Raw genomic sequence first — 22,058 nt, 5'->3', positions numbered from 1 at the left:
TCGGATCGCCACCAACTCAAACAGTCAGATGGCGACGCGCCTCGGGCGTATCCAGAGTTTCGGCCAGCCCCTGGTGAACGATCTCGCCGCGATCCATGATGTAGACGTAGTCTGCAAGCTCCCGGCAGAAATCGAGATACTGCTCGACCAGCAGGATCGCCATGCCGGTGCTGTCGCGCAGATAGCGGATCGCCCGACCGATATCCTTGATGATCGAGGGCTGGATACCTTCCGTCGGTTCGTCGAGAACCAGGATCTTCGGCCGCGTCACCATGGCCCGGCCGATCGCCAGTTGCTGCTGCTGCCCGCCCGACAGGTCGCCGCCGCGCCGCCCCAGCATCGATTGCAGCACCGGAAACAGGCTGAAGATGTCGTCGGGGATATTTTTGTCACGGCGCGAAAGCGGCGCAAAGCCCGTCTCCAGGTTCTCCTTGACCGTCAGCAGCGGGAATATCTCGCGCCCTTGCGGCACGTAGCCGATCCCCTGTTTGGCACGGGCGTAGGGCGGCAGCCCGTTCAGCTTGACTTCGTTGAAGGTAACCGCCCCGGCAGATAGAGGGTGCTGGCCGGCAACGGCGCGAAGAAGAGAGCTCTTCCCCACGCCGTTCCGCCCCAGCACACACGTAATCTTGCCCATCTCCGCCTTGATGGAGATGCCGCGCAGCGCCTGTGCTGCACCATAATGGAGGTTTGCATTCTCGACTGTCAGCATCTCAGCGCCCCAGATAGTTTTCGATCACCTTCGGATCGGAACTCACGAAATCGATCGATCCCTCGGCCAGCACCGAGCCTTCCGCAAGACACGTGACCTTGACGCCAAGGTCGCGAATGAAGCCCATGTCGTGCTCGACGACAACCACGGAGCGGGTTTTGGCGATTTCCTTGAGAAGGATCGCCGTCTCAGATGTTTCTGCATCGGTCATCCCAGCCACCGGCTCGTCGACCAGCAGTAGCTTCGGCTCCTGTGCCAGCAGCATGCCGATCTCCAGCCACTGCTTCTGCCCATGCGATAGATTAGCCGCCAGATCGTCCCGACGATGTGTGAGCCGCACCGTCGCCAAGATTTCATCGATGCGTGCCCGATCGTCGGCAGACAGCCGATAAAACAGCGTCGGGAAGACACCGCGCTTGCGGTTCAGCGCCAGCTCGAGATTGTCCCAGACGGTGTGGCTTTCGAAAACCGTCGGCTTCTGGAATTTGCGGCCGATGCCGAGCTGGGCGATGTCGGCTTCATCAAGCTTCGTGAGGTCTGTCTGACCGTTGAAATAGACTTCGCCGGCGTCGGGGCGCGTCTTGCCGGTGATAATATCCATCATCGTCGTCTTGCCGGCACCGTTCGGGCCGATGATCGCGCGTAACTCGCCCGGTTCGATCACGATCGAGAGCGCGTTCAGTGCCTTGAAGCCGTCGAAGGAGACCGAGACGTTGTTGAGATAGAGAACGCTGTTGGGTTTGACGTCGGGGATCATGGCGCTCACTCCGCGGCTTGTATTTTTGCGTCAACGCCGTCTTCTTGCTTGGCGGGCGAGGCATCAGCGGGGAGCCGTTTGCGCTTGCCCAGATACTGCGCCAGCGTGCCGACGATGCCCTTGGGCAGGAACACGGTCACTGCGACAAACAGGCCACCAAGCGCAAACAGCCAGAACTCTGGGAAGAGACCCGTGAAGATCGTCTTGCCGCCGTTGACAAGGATGGCGCCGATGATCGGCCCGATCAGCGTCGAGCGGCCGCCGACAGCCGTCCAGATGACGACTTCGATCGAATTGGCCGGCGCGAATTCGCCGGGATTGATAATGCCGACCTGCGGCACGTAAAGGGCACCTGCAATGCCGGCCATCATCGCCGAGACGACAAAAGTAAAGAGCTTGAAATGCTCGACGCGATAACCGAGGAAGCGGGTACGGCTTTCCGCATCGCGAACGCCGACCAGAACCTTGCCGAACTTCGAGCGCACGATCGCGGACGCCAGCATCAGCGACAGCGACAGGAAGATTGCCGTTGCGGCAAAGAGTGCCGCACGCGTTGCGTCCGCCTGAACGTTGTAGCCGAGGATTTCCTTGAAATCGGTCATGCCGTTGTTGCCACCGAAACCCATGTCGTTGCGGAAGAAGGCCAGTAGCAGGGCGTAGGTCATCGCCTGGGTGATGATCGAGAGATAGACGCCGTTGACACGCGAGCGGAAGGCGAACCAGCCGAAAACGAAGGCAAGCAGCCCGGGGACCAAGAGCACCATGATCGCAGCAAACCAGAAGTGGTTGAAGCCGTACCAGAACCAGGGAAGGTCCTTCCAGTTCAGGAACACCATGAAGTCTGGCAGGACAGGATCGCCATAGACACCGCGCGAACCGATCTGCCGCATCAGGTACATGCCCATCGCATAGCCGCCAAGCGCAAAGAAGGCGCCGTGGCCGAGCGAAAGGATGCCGCAAAACCCCCAGACAAGATCGAGCGCCAGCGCCAAAAGCGCGTAGGTCAGGTATTTGCCGAACAGCGCCATGATGTAGGTGGGGATGTGCAGCGGGTTCGTCGGCGCCGTCATCAGGTTCAGCACGGGCACCAGGACGGCGACTGCCAGAAGCAGAACGAGTGCGATGACGATCTTGCGATCGAGAGACCGGAGAAGGAAGGCCGTAATCATGCTTCCACCGCCCTTCCTTTGAGTGCGAAGAGCCCACGCGGACGCTTCTGGATGAAGAGAATGATGAGGACGAGCACCAGGATCTTGCCGAGCACGGCGCCGGCGAAGGGCTCGAGGAACTTGTTGACGACACCGAGCGACAGCGCGCCGACGAGCGTGCCCCAGAGATTGCCGACACCGCCGAAGACCACGACCATGAAGCTGTCGATGATGTAGCTCTGGCCGAGGTTCGGCGAAACATTGTCGATCTGTGAGAGCGCCACGCCCGCCATGCCGGCAATGCCGGAGCCGAGCGCAAAGGTGAAGGCATCGACCCAGCCGGTGCGGATGCCCATCGACGATGCCATGCGACGGTTTTGCGTAACAGCGCGCATCTGAAGACCGAAGGCGGAACGCTTCAGCAGCATGAGCAGTGTCACGAAGACGGCCATCGAGAAGACAATGATCCACAACCGGTTCCAGGTGATCGACAGACCGGCGAGTTCGAATGCGCCGGACATCCAGCTCGGATTACGAACTTCGCGGTTCGTCGGACCGAAGATCGAACGAACGGCCTGCTGCAGGATCAGTGACACGCCCCACGTCGCCAAGAGCGTCTCGAGCGGCCGGCCGTAGAGGTAGCGGATGACGAGGCGCTCGATCACCAGACCGACGAAGCCGGTAAACACGAAGGCGGCAGGAACGGCGAAGGCCAGCGAATACGTAGCGAGCCCCGGAAAGGCCGAGGCGATGTACTCCTGCACGACATAGGTCGTATAGGCGCCGATCATCACCATCTCACCATGCGCCATGTTGATCACGCCCATGACACCGAAGGTAATGGCAAGACCGATCGCAGCAAGCAGGAGCACCGAGCCGAGCGACAGGCCATACCAGATGTTTTGAACGACGTCCCATAGGGCAAGGCTACGATTGATCGAATTGATGTGGGCTTGAATCTCGACCTTGAGTTCCTCAGGCGCAGTTGCAATTGCGGTTGTCAGGATGGTCAGAGCGTTGCGCCCTCCGCGGTCGGCAATCGTATCGACGGCGGCCTTCTTGTCCTCGGCGCTGACGTCGCTCTTCAACATCAGCACGGCGCGAGCCGCTTCCATGGTATTCTTGACCTCGGCGTCCTTTTCATCCGCGAGCGCGGAATTCAAAAGATCGAGATTGGATGGATCGGCGTCTCTGAGCAGGCCCTGGGCTGCGGCAAGCCGCTCACCGCGATCCGGGCTCAGCAGGGTCAACTGGCTCATCGCCGTGCCGATGACGCCGCGCAGCGAGTTGTTGATCTTGACCTTGGACATGTAGTCCGGATCGACGTCGGCGACCGCTTCGCCGCTGATCGGATCGGAATAGGTTGGCTCATCCTCCGTACCGCCCTGTAGCAGAACCGGGCCGCCGCTTTCGGAATTTACGAAAAGCTGGCCGTCGCCGAGCTGCTGCAAGATCTTGCTGACGTGCGAATCCCCAGAGGCGACGAGCGCCCTAATGGCCGCTTCGCGTTCCGGGAAGTCACCGACGCCGAGCGCATCGATCAGGGGGTGAATGTCTTCCTGTGCTTTGAGCACCGTCGCAAAAGCCGGCATTGCCAGGCAGAGCGTCAGAAGCAGAATCTTGATGGCGCGACACATCGGCTTTCTTGCCTCGGTTATCGTTGGCCTTCCGGCGCAATCGGGAGAAATCAGTCTTCAAGTCGTCATCGATGCAATTGAGGGACCGCTCGGCCGTCCGAAGCGTCAACGCAGCGCTTTGCAGATGGACCTTCCGCCCGGACAGGAGAGACCGGACGGAAGTCTTCAGGCAATCAGAGTGACGGGGTGGTACACATCACTCACGAGCCCTTGCCGCCGCACTTGCCCGTGGCAACGTTGAAGTTGCCGCAGTTCATGGGCTTGCGCCAATCGGAGATCAGATCCTTGGAGTCCGGCAGGTAGTCGGACCACTCGTCGCCAACGACCGCCGGGGTCTGCTGAACGATTTCGAACTGGCCGTTGCCCTGGATTTCGCCGATCAGAACCGGCTTGGTGATGTGGTGGTTCGGCATGACGGTTGCAAAGCCGCCCGACAGATTCGGAACCGTGGTGCCGATGATGGTGTCGAGCACGTTGTCCGTGTCGGTCGTGCCGGCAGCCTGGACAGCCTTAACCCAAGCGTTGAAGCCGATATAGGCAGCTTCCATCGGGTCATTGGTCACGCGCTTGTCGTTCTTGGTGAACGCGTGCCATTCCTTGATGAACTTCTTGTTGGCCGGGCTTTCGACCGACTCGAAGTAGTTCCAGGCAGCAAGGTGGCCGACGAGCGGCTTGGTGTCGAGACCGGCAAGTTCTTCTTCGCCGACCGAGAAGGCGACGACCGGGATGTCGGTTGCCTTGACGCCCTGGTTGCCGAGTTCCTTGTAGAAGGGAACGTTGGCGTCACCGTTGATGGTAGAGACGACGGCGGTCTTCTTGCCGGCAGCGCCGAATTCCTTGATCTTGGAAACTTCGGTCTGCCAATCGGAGAAGCCGAACGGTGTGTAGTTGATGATGATGTCTTCCTTCGGAATGCCCTTGGCGATCAGGTAGGCTTCCAGGATCTTGTTGGTGGTGCGAGGATAGACGTAGTCGGTGCCTTCGAGAACGAAGCGCTTAACGCCTTCCTTTTCCATCAGATAGTCGACAGCCGGGATAGCCTGTTGGTTCGGAGCAGCGCCGGTGTAGAAGATGTTGCGCGAGGACTCTTCACCCTCGTATTGTACCGGGTAGAAGAGAATCGAGTTCAGTTCTTCGAAAACCGGCAGAACCGACTTGCGCGAAGACGAGGTCCAGCAACCGAAGACGGCCGCGACCTTGTCCTTTTCGATCAGCTCGCGTGCCTTTTCGGCAAACAGTGGCCAGTCGGAAGCCGGATCGACGACGACGGCTTCGAGCTTCTTGCCGAGAAGGCCGCCCTTCTTGTTCTGCTCGTCGATGAGCATCAGCATGGCGTCTTTCAGCGTGGTTTCGGAAATCGCCATCGTGCCGGACAGCGAATGAAGCACGCCGACCTTGATGGTGTCGTCAGCGGCAACGGCTCCATGGAATGCGGCCGTAGCCGACATGACGGCGCCGAGTGCGGCGCCCGTGATATAGGACTTGAGATTCATCTGGTTGATCCCCTCTTCTTGTTCGACAACAGACCGAAAACGGAAGTTAACTGTTGCTTAAGGGACTATCCGGTGCTGCACTGCGAAACCGTATACGTAATATGACGTAGTAGACGGGGCGAAATGTGCAGTTTTGCGTTGCACCACACTCTTAAGCCCTGCGTCGTTCCGTGTTACGAACGCATGACAAGGGGAACAAAGGGGCTGGCACGAACGCATGGCAGCGCGGCAACGCATCATTCCAGTCAGGCGCGAATACAATCGCTGGGTCGCGAACCAGACACTCGAAGACTACGCGCTGCGCTTTACTGCGAAGAGCGCACGGCAATTCTCCTCCCAGCGTATTTCGCAAACCGCGATCGGCGCGATTTCCTTCCTGGCGCTTGAGGCTATCGGCGGCGCAATTACGCTGTCCTACGGCACGACCAACGCCTTCTACGCGATCCTCGTCGCCTCTATCGCCATGCTGGCGATTGGCCTGCCCATCAGCCGCTATGCGATCCGCCATGGCGTCGACATCGATCTGCTGACGCGCGGTGCGAGCTTCGGCTACATCGGCTCGACCGTCACCTCGCTGATCTATGCCAGCTTCACCTTCATGCTGTTTGCGATCGAAGCCTCGATCATGTCGGGTGCGCTGGAGCTGACGCTCGGCATCCCGCTCTGGATCGGCTACATCATCAGCGCCGTCATGGTCATTCCGCTGGTAACGCATGGAGTCCGCCTTATCAGCCGGTTTCAACTGCTCACGCAGCCGTTCTGGATCGTACTCAACGTTCTTCCCTTCATTTTCATTGCCGTGATGGACTGGGAGAAGTTCGATCTCTGGCGGGCCTTCGCTGGCATCCGCCACGCCTCCGGCCCTCCGGGCACTGTCGCGTCCTTCGATCTCGTGGAGTTCGGCGCAGCGTCCGCCGTCATCCTGGCGCTGATGTCGCAGATCGGTGAGCAGGCCGACTTCCTGCGCTTCCTGCCGCCGGAAAAGCAGCGCAACTGGCGCCATCGCCTGGCCGTCTTCCTTGCCGGTCCAGGCTGGGTCATCATCGGGGCGCCAAAGCTGCTTGCGGGCTCCTTTCTGGTCGTCCTGACCTTCGCTTCGGGCGTACCGGTCGATCGCGCCGCCGATCCCGCACAGATGTACCTGACGGCGTTCGGCTACATGATCCCCTGGCACAATGCCGCATTGCTGCTGATGGCCGCCTTCGTGGTGGTCTCGCAGCTGAAGATCAATGTGATGAACGCCTATGCCGGATCGCTCGCCTGGTCGAACTTCTTCTCACGCCTGACGCACAGCCATCCTGGCCGCGTCATCTGGCTCATTTTCAACGTGGCGATTGCGCTTCTCCTGATGGAGCTTGGCATCTACACGCTGCTCGAGGAGACGCTCGGCATCTTTTCGATTATCGCCATGGCATGGCTTTGCACGATCTCCGCCGATCTCTTCATCAACAAGCCGCTTGGCCTCGCCCCTCCCGGCATCGAATTCAAGCGCGCCCACCTCTACGATATCAACCCGGTCGGCCTTGGCGCCATGACGCTGTCGGCCGGCATCGCGTTGATTGCGCATTTCGGGGTCTTCGGCTCCATCGCCGCGTCGCTGGCTCCCTACATCAGTCTCGTTGTCGCGCTCATTGCCTCGCCGCTGATCGCCTGGGGTACGAAGGGCAAGTTCTACCTCGCGCGCAAGCCGCGCCACAGCTGGAAGAACCTGACCAACATCACCTGCTCGGTCTGCGAACATCCCTTCGAGCCGGAAGACATGGCCTGGTGCCCGGCCTACGCGGCACCGATCTGCTCGCTCTGCTGTTCGCTCGACAGCCGATGCCACGATATGTGCAAACCGAAGGCGCGCTTGAATGCCCAGATCGGCACGGTCGCCAAGGCAGTGCTGCCTGAGACCGTCGTCGAGAAGCTGACCACCCGCCTTGGCCGCTACGGCATTGCCGTCGTGCTGGCGCTCACCGCGGTCGGCGCCATCCTTGCGATGATCGCCCATCAAGTTTCCGCCGCTTCGCCGGAAACCGCCGAGGTGGTCAACGGCACCATCCTGGTCGTCTTCTTCGTCTTTGCGGTCATCGCCGGGGTCGTCTGCTGGTTCTATGTGCTTGCCCATGATAGCCGGGTTGTCGCCGAGGAGGAATCTTCGCGCCAGAACACGCTGCTGCTGAAAGAAATCGCTGCCCACAAGAAGACGGACGCGGCGCTGCAGACCGCCAAGGAAACGGCAGAGGCCGCCAACCGCGCCAAGAGCCGCTATGTCGTCGGCCTCAGTCACGAATTGCGCACACCGCTCAATGCCGTCCTCGGCTACGCGCAGATCCTCGAGCGCGACGAGACGATCCCCGCCCCGCGGCAATCCTCGATCAAGGTGATCCGCCGCAGCGCCGAGCACCTGTCTGGTCTTATCGATGGGCTTCTCGATATTTCCAAGATCGAAGCCGGGCGCCTGCAGGTCTATTCCAACGAGATCAACATCCAGGATTTCCTGGATCAGATCGTCGACATGTTCCGCCCGCAGGCACATGCCAAGGGACTGACCTTCCGTCATGACCGCTCGCCGGCCCTTCCGCAATTTGTGCGCACCGACGAGAAGCGGCTGCGCCAGATTCTCGTCAACCTGCTCTCCAACGCCATCAAGTTCACCGACGAGGGCAGCGTCACCTTCGACGTCGGATACCGCAGCCAGGTGGCGACCTTCACGGTCACCGACACTGGCCGCGGCATCGCCGAGAAGGACTTGAGCCGCATCTACGAGCCGTTCCAGCGTGGCGAGGCCGACAGCATCCGGCCGATGCCCGGCCTCGGTCTTGGTCTGACGATCACGCGGCTTTTGACCAACACGCTCGGCGGCGAAATCTCGGTGAGCAGCGAGAGGGACCGTGGAACGGTGTTTCGCGTTCGGCTTATGCTTTCGGCTGTGCTTCGCGAAATGAGCGTCCCACCACAGGAGAAGAAGATCATCAGTTACGACGGGCCGCGTCGTACGATTGTCGTCGTGGACGATAATGAAGACCACCGCGAAATGATGCGCGAGGTTCTTGTCCCTCTCGACTTTGTCGTCCTGACTGCCGCGAGCGGCGCCGACTGCCTGACCTTAATCGAAGGCATCCAGCCCGATCTTTTTCTCGTCGATATCTTGATGCCCGGCATGAATGGATGGCAACTCGTTTCGCGCCTGCGCGCACATGGCCAGGTCGCTCCGATCGTCATGCTGTCAGCCAATATCGGCGATGCCGCCGCTCACCGCGACAGCGACGACAGTCACAATGATGCCATCGGCAAGCCGGTCGACATCAAGCAGCTGCGTGACAAGCTTGCACTCCATCTGGGCCTGAAATGGCTCTATGCGGAGGCGACCCCGCCTACCCCCACCAAGCATGAACGGCCGTTGCTGAGCCCGGGACCCGCGCATCTGCAGGAATTGTTGCGGCTCGCCGAGATCGGCTACATCAGGGGCATCGAGGCAAAGCTCGCCGACCTTGCCAAGGTGGAGGCAAATCAGCCATTTACGGATGACCTCCGTACTTATGTTGCCGCCTTCGATCTCAACGGCTTCATGAATTTCCTGCATCGCTTTGATAAGAAGGTAGAAACCCTTGGCTGAGCTTCCGCGCGACATCGTTCTGCTGGTGGATGACTCGCCGGAAGCACTGGGGTTCCTGACCGACGCTCTGGAACAATCCGGATTCTCGGTATTGATAGCAACGTCGGGATCGGCGGCGCTAAATATCGTGGAGCGCATTACCCCCGACCTCATACTGCTGGATGCGGTCATGCCATCCATGGATGGATTTGAAACCTGCAGGAAACTGAAGGCAAACCCGGCGATCAGTCAGATCCCCGTCATCTTCATGACCGGGCTGACGGAGACCGAGCACGTCGTTCGTGCTCTCGAATCCGGAGGCGTCGACTACCTGACGAAGCCGATCAACATCGATGAGCTGCGCGCCCGCATCGGAGTCCATCTACGCAACGCGCGTTCGGCGCTGAGCGCCCGCGTGGCGCTGGATGCTGCCGGCAGGCATCTCCTTGCGGTCAAGGGCAATGGGAATATTCACTGGTCGACGCCACAGGCGACGCGCCTCGTCAATGCCGCAATGGAGCGAGACGACGCGATGGATACCGTGGTCGGCAAGATTGCCGATTGGATGAAGACCCGCTCGGGATCGGCGCGCGACGGCGCGATCTCCGTTTCGCGTGCCGGCAAAGACGTGCTTCAGCTCGCCTTCCTCGGCGCGATCGGTGCTGACGAATATCTGTTTCGTCTCACGGCGAACAATGCGCGCGCCGACGACGAGGTGCTGCGCCGGCATTTTTCGCTGACACAGAGGGAATCCGAGGTTTTGCTATGGATTGCGAAGGGTAAGGCAAATCGCGACATTGGCGAGATTCTTGGCCTTTCGGCGCGCACCGTAAACAAGCATCTCGAACAGATCTACGTGAAGCTCGGTGTCGAAAACCGCGCCTCTGCCGCCGTCAAAGCCGCTCATGTCCTGCACGAGATGTGATTCACTTCGAATGCTTCGGAGAAAGCCGCATTGATCCGCAAAGCGCGCGAACGCGCTATCCAATCGCTCCAAGGTTTCACCCGAAAACATTGCGCAGACCGGTTGCCTGACCAATGGCGGTAGCTAAAGTTGAAGCCCATGCAGCAGAGACCAACGGCTGTGGCGTGCTGCCCCTGGATGAGAACTCGGTTCTTCATGGATATTGCCTCTTTGAGAGTCGTCCATGATGGTTCACTTCAGCCTGGGGGAAAAAATCCTTGTGGGGAAAGTGTTAATAGAAATGCGGGGAAAGTATCAATAGGTGTGCGGGGGAAGCGTCAATAGCCTAAAATAGGCCTTACCGGGCTTCGAACTGCTGGAAGACGAAAACGCCAAGCCGCAGATCGTGATGATCGAGCAGCAACTGGTGCCACCATGCATCGCGCTGGAGTGGGCCCTCGACGCACTGAAAGACCCGGCACCCTAAACTTAGTATCGACAACCGAAGAAAACTCCTAATCTAAGCATCGCTGTCTGCAGTTCCTTGATCCTCATAAAGGCAGGCCTCGATTGGGAGTTTCGTCCGCGATCAGTAGATTGTCGCGGTTGCCAGCGGCCTCCTCAGGTTCACAGACCCCAAATAGATGCTGGAGGAATGCATTGCCGGGACTGGTATCGCACAGATCATCGGGTGGGGCAGCGAACGGCTCGAGAACCGCGAGCTGATCGATTTCCTTCCGGCCTGGCGAGGCAAGCATTTGCGCTTTTGCTTCATTCAGCGCCTGTAGCCGAGAACCAACGGACCAATCTCGGATGGCCGCCGTGAAGCAAAGCTTCTTGGATGCTGTGATCAAAGGCGCTTTTCCAGTACCGGTGAAGGTCACCAGGAATTTGAGACCATCGTCAAGCGGCCCCCGCGTTAGAATCTGGATCAGCATGAGGCGCAGTTCTTTTTGCTCGCTGTCGGGACAGAACAAAAAGCGAATCCCGGAGAAGCGGACGCGGGAGTATGTATATTCTAGTAAAAATGTAGAGACACTTTAATTTAGCGTCGTCTTATTCGGGAGGGTATGATGAAAATCACGAGACGAGCTTTCACTGCGGTGGTGGCAGGTGCCATCGCGACACCTTTGACGCATGTTCGACTGGCTGGCGCGGCTGACAACGTCGTACGTATCGGCTACCAGAAATATGGGACTCTGGTGCTTCTCAAGGGCAAAGGGACGCTGGAGAAGAAACTTGAACCCATCGACTACAAGGTTGAATGGACCGAGTTTCCGGGCGGTCCCCAGCTCCTCGAGGCCCTGAACGCTGGTGCTGTCGATTTCGGATCGACCGGCGAAACGCCGCCGATCTTCGCCCAGGCCGCGAACGCTCCGCTTGTCTACATCGCACACGAGCCGCCCGCCCCGCGCGGCGAAGCCATACTTGTCCCGAAGGATAGCCCCATAAACTCTGTTGCGGACCTGAAGGGCAAGAAGGTCGCCTTCAACAAGGGCTCGAACGTGCATTACCTGCTCGTTAGGGCGCTCGAAGAAGCTGGCTTGTCCTATGAGGACGTGGAGCCATCGTTCCTCGCCCCGGCCGACGGTCGCGCAGCCTTCGAAAAGGGCGCGGTGGATGCATGGGTCATCTGGGATCCCTTCCAGGCAGCTGCGGAAGTGGCGATCGAAGCGCGAGAACTCAGAAACGGCGTGGGCATCGTTCCCAATCAACAGTTCTATCTCGGCACCAGGGCGCTGGTCGACGGCCACGCCCAGGCGATCGATGTCTTGATCGACGCCATTTCCGAGATTGACGAATGGACCAAGTCCGACACGACGGCTGCGGCTGCAGAGTTATCACCATCGGTCGGCATCCCTGAACCTGTCCTCGTCAAGGCGCTCGAGCGTCAGTCCTACGGGGTCAAGAACCTGGATGACGCCGTCGTCGCGCAGCAGCAAGACATCGCCGACACCTTTTTCAAACTCAAGCTCATTCCCAAGAAGGTGACGATTGCCGACGTTGTCCGCAAGGGCAAGGCGTGACGCCCAGCTGCCGCATGCGTCGCGTTGACCGATAGATAAAAGAGTTCCGCTTCTGTCGGGACTCGCAGACTTTCGGGAAAAGGTTGAAGGCCGCCAGCTGGGAGACGACCGTCAGATAATCGTAATTCCTGCGCGCTTACCCCAGCCCCTCAACTCGAGAAGAAGGTTGGGATTTGTAGCTACATCGATACAATCCAAGACATCAAAGTCGCTCTCTCGGAGACGGTCTCCAAAAAAGATCAGGCAGCTCTCCGGATCGCATTGGCGCGACGTCCAGATCAAGCCTTTGATATCGGGATACGCTCTGTGAAGAGCCTGCGCCCACAAGACCGTTTTCAGATAGGCCGACTTTGGTGTCTCTATCAAATTCGTGCGGGCGATACCCCAGGCTTTGAGGTCGGGGGAATAAAGATTGACGACAGGAAGGTCTTTATTTGGAACGATTCTGCTGACGCTCCGCGATTGGATCGTGCCCAAGCGAATGGTTTTAAATCGCGCAGTAGGAGCAATATCATGAAATATGCTCTCGAACGCGGCAGCCTCCCGGCTGGTCGCCGCATAAAGCGATGGAACACATGTGCCAGTCGCGTCTGCGAACGGCGCAAATCTGGTCGGTTGCCCGAGGCACGGATTGAACTGACCCGGACGAAACGCAGATGCATGTGTCCGATGAAGTACCGATCCAGCGCTGATCGTCGCGATATTGACGGTCGCGAATGCAGCCGGTGGAGGAGGAACACTGTTCCCCCTCACCCAATAACCTCCTCATGTTCCTTCTTCGCCGCAGCCACCAGGGCGTCCGCATTGTCGAGGAGATCGATAGGTGCGGCATCTTCCAGCCAGCCGTTCGACGACACGAACCACCACGCCTTCTGCCAGGCTGTCATGGATTGAGGAAGCGCCGCCAGAACCTGCTTTATGGTTGGGTGCGGTCGGCCGTCCTGGAACTGAAACGCCGGGAAAAACTCAGAGCCTCGATGCTGAACGGAAATGATTTCGCCATTCTTCTTCCAGCGCGCTGCTGTTGCGTAGCTGTTCTTTGCGCTGGATCCAGACTGCTTTCCAACATCGATACTACTTAGTTGAGGCACCTCCTGGACAAAGCGATCACGTAACGCAAGATTGTCTGCCGCAAGCACGCCGCGCGCATCTTCGAGTTCGTCCGGCAAAAGCACTTCCGCTAGTTTGCCTATGGCAGCTTCCAGTCGATTCTCTTCGACCGAACCGCTTACCCGGACCAGTGCGTCAGCGAAAGTTTTCACAGACTCCTTGCCGGCCCCGGATAAATTCCGGTGGAGACGCAGAATGACGGAGTCGCCGAATGCGATTTCGGCCACCGCATTGGCGAACCGCTGTAGCTCTTGCTCAGTTCCTCCGACCCTCAAAGTCTTGCCTTTCCGCAAAGAACCGAGGGCCTCAAAAATCGCAGCCGATAGTTTCGCCTGGACAGCACTTGTGTCCTTACTGGGGATCGCCGGTGAAGCCAGGTCATCTATCAGTATTGCATGGTCGAACAGTGGCTGCATTTTGGAGCCTCATGAGTTTAGTGATTAATCTTCCATATCACTTATGTCACGCCGTGTCGATATCAAGTGTTCGGCCAGGCCCGCGATCATGGCAAAGCTGCCACACGCGATCGAAAACGGCGCTGCCGTTCTCTTGCGAATGGCATTACACGCCGCACAAGGCAATGATCCGCGAACCTGCTGCAGCCTGACGCTGGTATGCGAGTGGCGCATATTCGGGGGACGTAAAGAGACTGCGGATGGCATCCATGTCCGGAAATTCGATCATCAACATGTTGGTTGATTGCCATTCTTCGAGCTCGAGCGGGCGTCATCGAGAGCGATGAGGCGGCCGCCAGTTTTTGCCACCAAGGGCAGAGCCTTCGAGCGGTAATCTGCGATTGCTTCAGGGTCGTGAATGTCGAGGTCGACAACGAGATAGGCGGACATGACTGTCTCCATCTAATGAGTTTGAAGTTTAGAGGCGTGTCTTGCGGGATGTGGTGACGCGGCTTATGGCAAGTGCCGCCACTTCACCATGCGCTCCCCGGTCTTGAGCTTCTCGACCAGCTCGACCCTCGGGAGGCGCACCTTTGCAGATATGTCCTGTCTCGCGAGGATTCGCCGCAAGCCGCGCGAGCGCGCTGCGACCGGCGCTACAACTCCATATTTGGGTTAGGTCGGCGGAGATGGCTGGCGCTGTTGAGCTAAATGCTTAGCGCTACGAGTTTGGCACGGTCTGAGATCAAAGCTGCCACGTGATTTAGTGTCACTGGATCTGCGGCAAGTGGAGATATCTTTTCTGATAATTGGGTTATCGCTTCACCTGTGGCATCGGCTAGCTCCTTCACCCGGCGGCGTACCAAAAGTAAGCCAACACCCGTCTCCTTCGAGAAAGCCTGCCAACCAGCGGCGTCCATTTCTGCAAGTGTTGCGCGTTTTCCGACCCGCATAGCCATTTTCGGAGAAAGGTCTGGATGGGCCACCGTGGATAGCAGATCGTACAGCGGAGCCATTCGCGGTCCCCGATTATCATAAAGGATCGAGAAATTCTTGCCGTGGGCGTCCGCATTTCCGACAATGAGATTGAAAATCGCAGCATCCAAGAGCTTTGCGATGTCTGGGCCCGGCCGCTCAGATACCCGCCGCAACAACTCAAAACAATCCCTGAAGGTCGGGCCGCCCTCGCTTGCATACTTCGTTTCAGGTGGCACACCGAGTGCTTGGCAAAAGTCCTCCTGGTGAATGCGGTGAACTACGCCGTCAGCGTTGCGATAGCGATCGTATCGCTCAGCCAAAAGAAAAGGGCGACCATTCGCGGACCTCGGTTCGACGGGAGCAACGTCGAGCCCGATTGCGGCAGCAAGCCTCATCACGAAGGCTTCATTCTCGGTGGTCCCTGGAAAGCGCGCAATTGGTGGCTTCAAGATGTGCGTAGTCGCCTGGCCTGGAAGCGGAAGCGCGACTTGGCCATCGATTAGAACAACTGGAACTTTTGATTGGGCGCCCGCAAGCGATAGCCTTAAGCCTTCTTGACCGGCCAGCAGCGGCCGCGTCGGAAGTGCGTCCAATATCCGAACGATTCCCACCTCATCCAGAGGTGTCGTTTGGTGATCCGCAATCGGTCCTGCCCCGATCGGTTCCTGATCTTCAGGCAAAAGCTGAAGCGCGCCGGCGACGTCGCCGCCCAAGCGATCAAGAAGCGCGAAGTCGTTGGCAGGTGAAACACCCAACGCCTGCGCCGCAACAAGACGCTGGCTTTCTTCGGGCAGCAGGCCCCCGAAAAATGGTCGGCATTCACGGCGAGAAAAACGCTCTGGACGCTTCGGAAGTGAGGCCGACAGCGGAAGCGTCTTTTCGTCATCAAGCCAAGCTTCAGTGTAGGCGAAGCCGATGTCGCCATGCTTATCTTGGGTGAATTGCCCGACAATGCGACCATCCCACCAGACGTTGAGAACCCTTACCGTCATTTTCTACGTTCACCAGGGGCCAGAATATCAATCGAACAACCCAGCGTTTGCAGAACCTGCAAAACCTTTCCGATCTGAGCTGTCGGCTTGCCGGCTTCGAGGTCTACAATGAACCGGAGGCCAACTCCAGAGACCCCGGCAAGCTCGTCCTGTCGCAAGTTTTGCTCCTTGCGTGCGCTTCGTACTAGGGCGCCGATATCGGCTGGACTTCTGACTTGTTTTGCCATCTTTATTTCCCGATCGGGAAAAATAGCAGCATATCAGCCGCCCTGTCGAATAAAATTTCCCGATCGGGAAAATAACCAGCGCCAGGTGATCCATATTTCGGAAAATTTCCCGATCGGGAAATTCAGGTGGAGCCGATGCGATGCCGGGAACTTCGGCCGATTGGGAGTTATGGCCGCGTTGATTGGGAATCGCAGCGGTTCCTATCCTACTGGAAGCCTTGCAGATCAAATCACACCATCGGATTCCGGTCCAACTTTCCTCGATATGACGAATGCCTGTGCGAAACGATCGCGTCAACGAGCGCAGGCGGTTTCGAACCCGTCAGCGGCAGCATCTTGCCGGTCTTCATTTCCAGGATATGATCGGCCGTCATGAGCTTCTGGCGCTGCTCGGCGGTGGAGGTTTTGCGGCTCTCACCGAATTTGGCGGACGATTGCTTGGTACGGGTCAATCGCCAACCGCATTCACGGCCCAATTGGCGGTTTCGAACTCGGCGCGGCCAAGACCGAAAATGCGGGTGGTGACGCAGGAGCCGAGAATGCTAGCGGTGTCGCCCTTGCCGTAGACGCTTTCGATCTGACCCTTGTCCTGGGTGATAAACAGCGCTTCGATGCCGCAGCCGGCGGCAACGTTTGCGATGTTGATCAGCTTTCCATGCGGCCGAGACGGACAAACTCGTCCAGCACCAGGAGCACGTTCTTTTTCGGCTTCTTCGCGCCTTCAAGGCGCACGGCCATGCCGAGAATGATGTTTGTCAGCAATCGGAGAAAGACGGCCTGGGCGTCCACCTGGTCGAGCGGCACGACCATGAAGAGGTCGGCGCGACCCTCGAACAAGTTTTCGAGCGGGCATGTGGTTGCACCGAGGAAGCTGCGCATTTCATCAGAGCGCGCCCAATCGAAGGCCTTCTTGATCGCCGTCTTGATCGCGCTCTGGGGAGATATATTCTCCGGGGATCGTCGAACACTGGCGACTTCCGCCGAGTGTCTTCATGGACAGTCCATTGATCACGGGGTCTGCGCGGGGCTGAAGTAGCCTTGGTGCCCCTTCACTGCAGCTGTTTACGCCCGACGTTTCGTCGGAATGAAGTTCTTCAAGCCTCCCTGCGATGGGGCGGGACGTGATTTTTCAAGGGTGATAACACGTGACCACGCTTTACAATCCTGAACGTATCGAAAAAGACTCGCTCGGAAATATCGCAATCCCCTCTGAGGCGTACTATGGGGCTCAGAAGGCCCGAGGTATCGCGAATTTCCCAATATCTGGCATAAAAATTAGCTGGTACCCTGTTTTCATCAGGGCGCTCGCTTTCGTAAAATTATCCGCATCACGCGCGAATGCTAAACTCGGTCATCTATCGGCCGATAAGGCAGCCATAATCTCTTAGCTTAGACTTAGAACCGGACTCGAAAAAAATTCAATAATCGTAATATCTTGCGAGGCGTCGGGTCAGGATGCGGATGTGAGCGATGATGATCCAGGTTTCAGCCGAAGCGATTGATTTCTCCCAATCCTTGGCCAATCGTCGGCATCGGCCGAGCCACCTGAAGGTGCGCTCCACGACCCAACGGCGCGGCAGGACTTCGAAGCCCTTGGCCTTGTCGGTTCGTTTGACGATCTGGAGAGTAAACGTAGCGATCTTTTGCAGCGCGCCCTCAGCTTCGGTCCGGCATAGCCGCCATCGGCGAAGATATGTCTGAGCCAAGGCCAGCGCTTGAGAATGGATTTGAGGACAGCGGGCACGCGCCATGAGCTCCGAGTAAACTGGGAGGTAAGGACGTCGAATGGCAGGATGCGCTCGGCAAAGTGGGAGCACTTCACCCTCGAGGCGATCGCGAAGGATTGTTTGCCGCTTACCTGCAGGCATAGAAGCAATCCCGAAACGAAGTTCAGCGATTGATATTGCGGACAGGAACAATGTCTCGACGACCTGGGCGTCCAGCCAAGCGATTAGCGCCTCATCGGGAGCCGGTTCCCATGGCTCGTATATCACATTGATGTCCAGCGAGATCATTCGAAAGTCATTGGTTCAGTTGGCGACTTTGATGCAAAGCTTCAACGTCTCGATTGGAACGCTCTGCTTCACGGCCGATTTCCGCGAGAAGAGAACCGAGCTTCACTCGCTCCGACGGATGAACCGCGGATTCGAGAATATCACGGCTCTCGGCTTCCGTGCTACGGCCATGGTGAGCCGCTCGCACCCGCAGAGCGCGATGTGTTTCATCGGAAAGGTTTCGAATGGTGAGGCGGACGGCGGTCGTCAAACCGACAGCCGTCCGTTTGCGGTCAGGCAGGCATGCCTTCGATCAGTTTGTCGAGCGTGATCGGATAGTGTCGGACGCGGACGCCTGTCGCGTTGTAGATGGCGTTGGCGATCGCCGCGGAGACGCCGCAAAGGCCTAGCTCGCCGACACCTTTCGCTTTCATCGGCGACGACATCGGATCTGTCTCGTCCATGAAAATCACGTCCTGACGCGGAATGTCTGCATGGACCGCGACCTCGTAGCCGGCGAGGTCGTGGTTGACGAAGAAGCCGCGCCGGGTATCGACGGCAAGTTCTTCCGACAGGGCGCCGCCGGCTCCCATGGTCATGGCTCCGATCACCTGGCTGCGAGCCGTGATTGGATTGAGGATGCGGCCGGCGGCGCAGACGGCCAGCATCCGCCGGAGGCGCGTCTCGCCAGTCGCGACGTCGACGCCGACCTCAATGAAGTGCGCGCCGAAGGTCGACTGTTGGTGGGTTTCCGTAAGGTCGCCCCATGTTATTGTGTCCTCTCCGACGAGCCCTTCCTGCCCCGCGGCTTCGGCGAGCGGAACCGAACGATTGCCCGAGCGCACGTCACCGTTCTCGAAGACAACGTCCTTAGAATTGAAGCCGAGTTTCTTGGCCGCGGCCTCGCGCAGCTTTACGCAAGCGGCATAAACGCCCGAGGTCGACGAGTTCGCACCGAATTGTCCACCCGATCCGGCCGACACGGGGAACCGGGAGTCTCCGAGCTGGACGGCGACCTTGTCGATCCCCACACCCATCATCTCGGCAGCAGTCTGCGCAATGATAGTATAGCTGCCAGTACCAATGTCGGTCATGTCGGTCTCGACCGTCACGACGCCCTGCCTGTCGAGCTTCACCCGCGCCCCGGACGGCAGGACGAGGTTGTTGCGGAAGGCCGCGGCGACGCCCATGCCGACCAGCCAGTTCCCTTCGCGGCGGGATCCGGCCTTGGGCCGGTTGCTCCAGCCGAACCGTTCGGCGCCGAGCTTCAGACAGCCGACAAGGTCTCGATGAGAAAACGGACGCTCGGGCTTTTCCGGGTCGACCTGGGTGTCGTTGACGATCCTGAACTCGACCGGATCAATACCGACCTTCTCGGCCATCTCGTCGATCGCGATCTCCAGCGCCATCAACCCGGGCGCCTCGCCGGGCGCACGCATGGCGTTGCCTTCGGGAAGGTCCAGCGTGGCGAGGCGCATGGCCGTCATCCGGTTGGCTCCGGCGTAGAGGAGCCGTGTCTGGTTGACGGCCGTTTCGAGCTGGCCCCCCTCGAGATCGCCCGACCAGCTTTCGTGGGCGATCGCGGTAATCTTCCCGTCGTGCCCCGCGCCGATGCGGATGCGCTGGATCGTCGCTGGACGATGCGTCGTGTTGTTCATCATGAACGGGCGCGGCAGGGCGACCTTGACCGGTCGCTTGGCGGCCTTGGCAGCGAACGCTGCGAGGACAGCGTCCGATCGAAGAAAGAGCTTGCCACCGAACCCGCCACCGATGAATGGAGACATGAGGTGGATCTTCTCCTTGTCGACGTCGAGCGTCGTTGCGAGGTCGGAGCGCCACCAGTCGATCATCTGGCTCGAAGTCCACACCGTCACCTCGTCGCCGTTCCATACGGCGATGGAAGCGTGCGGCTCCATCATCGCGTGGGACTGGTCGGGGGTGGTGTAGGTTTCCTCGAAGGTAACTGGCGCGCTCTTGAACGCGGACTCGAAGTCGCCGGCCGCAGAGTCCGGCTGCACAGACTCGTCCGGTTTTTTAGCTGAGGCCTGTGCTTCCTTGAGGTCGAACGCACCTTTCTCCTCAGCGTAGGCGACCTTGATCAAGGCAGCTGCCGCGCGAGCCTGTTCAAAGGTCTCCGCGACGACGACAGCGATCGCCTGGTGGTAGTGCTGGATCTTGTCGCCGCCGAAGAGCTTGGCCGTGTTGAACTTGCCCTTCTTACGGTCGCCGACGTCGAGGGTCGTGACAACGGCGAGGACGCCTGCCGCCATCTTGGCGGCGGAGACGTCCATCGATTTTATCCGGCCCTTGGCGATGGCCGAACCGACGGGATAGCCGTAGGCGTATGGCATATTGGGGTCATGCCACTCGTAGGCGTACATCGCCCGTCCGGTCGTCTTGAGCTGCCCGTCGATGCGGTGGATCGGTTGGCCGACGACCTTCGGCCGGTCGATCGGATTGGTGGTTGCTGGCCTATCAAACTTCATGGCTCAACCCCTTGCTTCTGAAAGAACGGCGCCGAGCGGCGCTTGACCAGCTCGACTTTGAAACGGTTCTGCTCCGTGGGATGGGCGTCGGCGAGGATGGCGCCTGCGACAGCCTGAGCACCTTTCGGAAGCTCGGCTTCGGCCGCCTCGACCCGCCAGGGCTTGTGTGCGACGCCACCGACCGCGACATGTCCCGTTCCGTCGGGCTGGATGACGGCTCCGACCGAGACGAGCGCGAAGGCGTAGGAGGCGCGGTCGCGAACCTTGCGGTAAATGTGCTTCCCACCGATCGGCGGCGGCAGCATGACGGCGGTGATGAACTCGCCACGCTCGAGGACGGTCTCGATATGCGGCGTGTCGCCGGGCAGACGATAAAAGTCAGCAATTGGGATCGAGCGCTCGCTTCCGTCTGCCTTTACCGTCTCGACGGTCGCATCGAGAACCCGCATGGCGATTGCCATGTCGCTTGGATGGGTGGCGATGCAAGCATCGCTGCCACCGACGACAGCATGCTGGCGGGAGAAGCCACCGATGGCCGAACAGCCGCTGCCCGGCTGGCGCTTGTTGCATGGCTGATTGGTGTCGTAGAAGTACGGACAGCGCGTCCGCTGCAGAAGGTTTCCTGCCGTCGTCGCCTTGTTCCGTAGCTGCCCCGAGGCACCGGCCACGAGCGCTCGTGATAGAAGTCCGTAGTCGCGACGGACGACTTCGTGCGCTGCGAGATCCGTATTCCTCACGAGAGCGCCGATACGCAGTCCGCCCTCGGGAGTGATTTCGATCTTGTCGAGACTAAGACCGTTCACGTCGATCAGGTGCGTCGGCGCCTCGATCTCAAGCTTCATGAGATCGAGCAGGTTCGTGCCGCCGGCGATGAACTTTGCTTCAGGGTTGGATGCGACCGCCTTGGCCGCGGCCTCGACAGATGAGGCCCGTTCGTAGGTAAAGGCTTTCATGCTTTGATCCCCGCGACTTCCGAAATGGCGTCGAGAATGTTGGAGTAGGCCCCGCAACGACAGATGTTGCCGCTCATGCGTTCGCGCACTTCGGCTGCAGTCAACTGCGCCGGGCTGTTCAAATCGCCGGTGACGTGGCTGGGAATGTTCGACTTGATCTCGTCGAGCACCGCCAGGGAGGAACAGATCTGACCGGGCGTGCAGTAGCCGCACTGGAAGCCGTCGTGTTTGACGAAGGCGGCCTGCATTGGATGGAGTTCGCCGGGCCTTCCGAGGCCTTCGATCGTCGTGATCTCGTCGCCCTCGTGCATGACGGCCAGCGTCAGGCAGGAGTTGATCCGCCGTCCGTCGACGATGACCGTGCACGCGCCGCATTGGCCGTGATCGCAGCCCTTCTTGGTGCCGGTGAGGTGGAGATGTTCGCGCAGCGCGTCGAGCAGCGTGGTTCTGTTGTCGACGTCGAGATCGCGTTCCTCGCCGTTGACCATGAAGGTTACCTTCGTCGTGTAATCCATTGTTCTCCCTGCGGATTGCGCCGCCGCGCCTTTGGCGACGGTCCCAGTAACCGCGATCGTCGCGGCCGACGAGATAAGCAGGTCGCGACGGGAAAGTTCCAGTTGGGCAGGGTTTTGCATGTCCATCTCCACTTCGTTTTATTCGTT

Annotated in this window: 18 protein-coding genes and 5 pseudogenes; 3 read left to right on the top strand and 20 right to left on the bottom strand. The window is 59.2% G+C overall.

The window, feature by feature from the left end; translation table 11 throughout:
• Nucleotides 1–16: 16 nt before the first annotated feature.
• The 5 genes from urtE to urtA form a co-directional block, all read right to left on the bottom strand.
• Nucleotides 17–712 (bottom strand): urea ABC transporter ATP-binding subunit UrtE, encoded by a 696-nt coding sequence (gene urtE / locus WGT02_RS37380; RefSeq protein WP_024316562.1) that lies wholly within the window; start codon nt 710–712, stop codon nt 17–19.
• A gap of 1 nt (nt 713) precedes the next feature.
• Nucleotides 714–1,469 carry an urea ABC transporter ATP-binding protein UrtD gene (urtD, locus tag WGT02_RS37375; protein WP_024316563.1) on the bottom strand — a complete coding sequence of 252 codons (756 nt, stop codon included), beginning with the start codon at nt 1,467–1,469 and terminating at the stop codon, nt 714–716.
• A 5-nt stretch (nt 1,470–1,474) separates the two neighbouring features.
• Complete coding sequence (urtC, locus tag WGT02_RS37370; protein ID WP_024316564.1) at nt 1,475–2,638, bottom strand: urea ABC transporter permease subunit UrtC; 1,164 nt, start codon at nt 2,636–2,638, stop codon at nt 1,475–1,477.
• Complete coding sequence (gene urtB / locus WGT02_RS37365; protein ID WP_208245580.1) at nt 2,635–4,254, bottom strand: urea ABC transporter permease subunit UrtB; 1,620 nt, start codon at nt 4,252–4,254, stop codon at nt 2,635–2,637. The genes urtC and urtB overlap by 4 nt, the downstream gene beginning before the upstream one ends.
• 200 nt (nt 4,255–4,454) lie before the next feature.
• Nucleotides 4,455–5,747: an urea ABC transporter substrate-binding protein gene (urtA, locus tag WGT02_RS37360; protein ID WP_208245582.1), complete on the bottom strand. Its 1,293-nt coding sequence runs from the start codon at nt 5,745–5,747 to the stop codon at nt 4,455–4,457.
• 217 nt (nt 5,748–5,964) lie between these two features.
• On the opposite strand from urtA, the gene WGT02_RS37355 reads away from it, so the two are divergent.
• Nucleotides 5,965–9,351, top strand: a complete 3,387-nt coding sequence (locus WGT02_RS37355) for an ATP-binding protein (RefSeq protein WP_208245584.1) — start codon at nt 5,965–5,967, stop codon at nt 9,349–9,351.
• Nucleotides 9,344–10,255 carry a response regulator transcription factor gene (locus WGT02_RS37350; protein ID WP_040680806.1) on the top strand — a complete coding sequence of 304 codons (912 nt, stop codon included), beginning with the start codon at nt 9,344–9,346 and terminating at the stop codon, nt 10,253–10,255. Before WGT02_RS37355 ends, WGT02_RS37350 begins: the two co-directional genes overlap by 8 nt.
• Before the next feature lie 530 nt (nt 10,256–10,785).
• On the opposite strand, the gene WGT02_RS37345 is transcribed toward WGT02_RS37350, so the two are convergent.
• Nucleotides 10,786–11,211, bottom strand: coding sequence for a hypothetical protein (locus tag WGT02_RS37345; protein WP_208245586.1), 426 nt, complete (start codon nt 11,209–11,211; stop codon nt 10,786–10,788).
• A gap of 96 nt (nt 11,212–11,307) precedes the next feature.
• Here WGT02_RS37345 and WGT02_RS37340 point away from each other — a divergent pair, with 96 nt between their 5' ends.
• Nucleotides 11,308–12,261, top strand: a complete 954-nt coding sequence (locus WGT02_RS37340; protein WP_208245588.1) for a sulfonate ABC transporter substrate-binding protein — start codon at nt 11,308–11,310, stop codon at nt 12,259–12,261.
• 111 nt (nt 12,262–12,372) lie between these two features.
• Here the strand turns inward: WGT02_RS37340 and WGT02_RS37335 are convergent, their stop codons facing one another.
• The 14 genes and pseudogenes from WGT02_RS37335 to paoA all read right to left on the bottom strand — a co-directional run bounded on the left by WGT02_RS37335 (nt 12,373) and on the right by paoA (nt 22,031).
• Entirely contained in the window at nt 12,373–13,014 is a 642-nt protein-coding gene (locus WGT02_RS37335; protein ID WP_024316570.1) for an RES family NAD+ phosphorylase, read from the bottom strand.
• Complete coding sequence (locus tag WGT02_RS37330) at nt 13,011–13,787, bottom strand: hypothetical protein (protein ID WP_024316571.1); 777 nt, start codon at nt 13,785–13,787, stop codon at nt 13,011–13,013. The genes WGT02_RS37335 and WGT02_RS37330 overlap by 4 nt, the downstream gene beginning before the upstream one ends.
• Nucleotides 13,788–13,932: 145 nt before the next feature.
• Nucleotides 13,933–14,216: pseudogene (locus tag WGT02_RS37325) on the bottom strand (DUF1330 domain-containing protein).
• Nucleotides 14,217–14,473: 257 nt separating this feature from the next.
• A complete protein-coding gene (locus WGT02_RS37320) occupies nt 14,474–15,736 on the bottom strand; it encodes a type II toxin-antitoxin system HipA family toxin (RefSeq protein WP_208245590.1) in 1,263 nt (420 codons plus the stop codon).
• Entirely contained in the window at nt 15,733–15,963 is a 231-nt protein-coding gene (locus tag WGT02_RS37315) for a helix-turn-helix transcriptional regulator (RefSeq protein ID WP_018859659.1), read from the bottom strand. The genes WGT02_RS37320 and WGT02_RS37315 overlap by 4 nt, the downstream gene beginning before the upstream one ends.
• Before the next feature lie 230 nt (nt 15,964–16,193).
• The gene (locus WGT02_RS37310; protein ID WP_225040521.1) at nt 16,194–16,415 is read right to left on the bottom strand and encodes a hypothetical protein; all 222 of its coding nucleotides are present in this window, start codon (nt 16,413–16,415) and stop codon (nt 16,194–16,196) included.
• Complete coding sequence (locus WGT02_RS37305; RefSeq protein WP_341353348.1) at nt 16,412–16,561, bottom strand: TraM recognition domain-containing protein; 150 nt, start codon at nt 16,559–16,561, stop codon at nt 16,412–16,414. The genes WGT02_RS37310 and WGT02_RS37305 overlap by 4 nt, the downstream gene beginning before the upstream one ends.
• Nucleotides 16,562–16,608: 47 nt before the next feature.
• Nucleotides 16,609–16,842: a type IV secretory system conjugative DNA transfer family protein gene (locus WGT02_RS37300; RefSeq protein WP_263623184.1), complete on the bottom strand. Its 234-nt coding sequence runs from the start codon at nt 16,840–16,842 to the stop codon at nt 16,609–16,611.
• 539 nt (nt 16,843–17,381) lie between these two features.
• Nucleotides 17,382–17,704: pseudogene (locus WGT02_RS37295) on the bottom strand (transposase); the annotation flags it as partial.
• Nucleotides 17,652–17,978, bottom strand: a pseudogene (locus WGT02_RS37290) (PIN domain-containing protein); the annotation flags it as partial. The pseudogenes WGT02_RS37295 and WGT02_RS37290, both read right to left, overlap by 53 nt.
• Nucleotides 17,975–18,228, bottom strand: a pseudogene (locus WGT02_RS37285) (plasmid stabilization protein). The pseudogenes WGT02_RS37290 and WGT02_RS37285, both read right to left, overlap by 4 nt.
• Before the next feature lie 22 nt (nt 18,229–18,250).
• Nucleotides 18,251–20,443, bottom strand: coding sequence for an aldehyde oxidoreductase molybdenum-binding subunit PaoC (paoC, locus tag WGT02_RS37280; protein WP_208245591.1), 2,193 nt, complete (start codon nt 20,441–20,443; stop codon nt 18,251–18,253).
• A gap of 3 nt (nt 20,444–20,446) precedes the next feature.
• Nucleotides 20,447–21,396, bottom strand: a pseudogene (locus tag WGT02_RS37275) (FAD binding domain-containing protein).
• Nucleotides 21,393–22,031 (bottom strand): aldehyde dehydrogenase iron-sulfur subunit PaoA, encoded by a 639-nt coding sequence (gene paoA / locus WGT02_RS37270; RefSeq protein WP_208245592.1) that lies wholly within the window; start codon nt 22,029–22,031, stop codon nt 21,393–21,395. The pseudogene WGT02_RS37275 and the gene paoA overlap by 4 nt, the downstream one beginning before the upstream one ends.
• Nucleotides 22,032–22,058: the final 27 nt, after the last annotated feature.

It is taken from the genome of Rhizobium sp. T1470 (genome assembly GCF_042140505.1).
Taxonomy (GTDB): Bacteria; Pseudomonadota; Alphaproteobacteria; order Rhizobiales; family Rhizobiaceae; genus Rhizobium; species Rhizobium favelukesii.
Note: the sequence above shows the minus strand (reverse complement) of the source record. Positions and strands in the feature narration are given on the sequence as shown.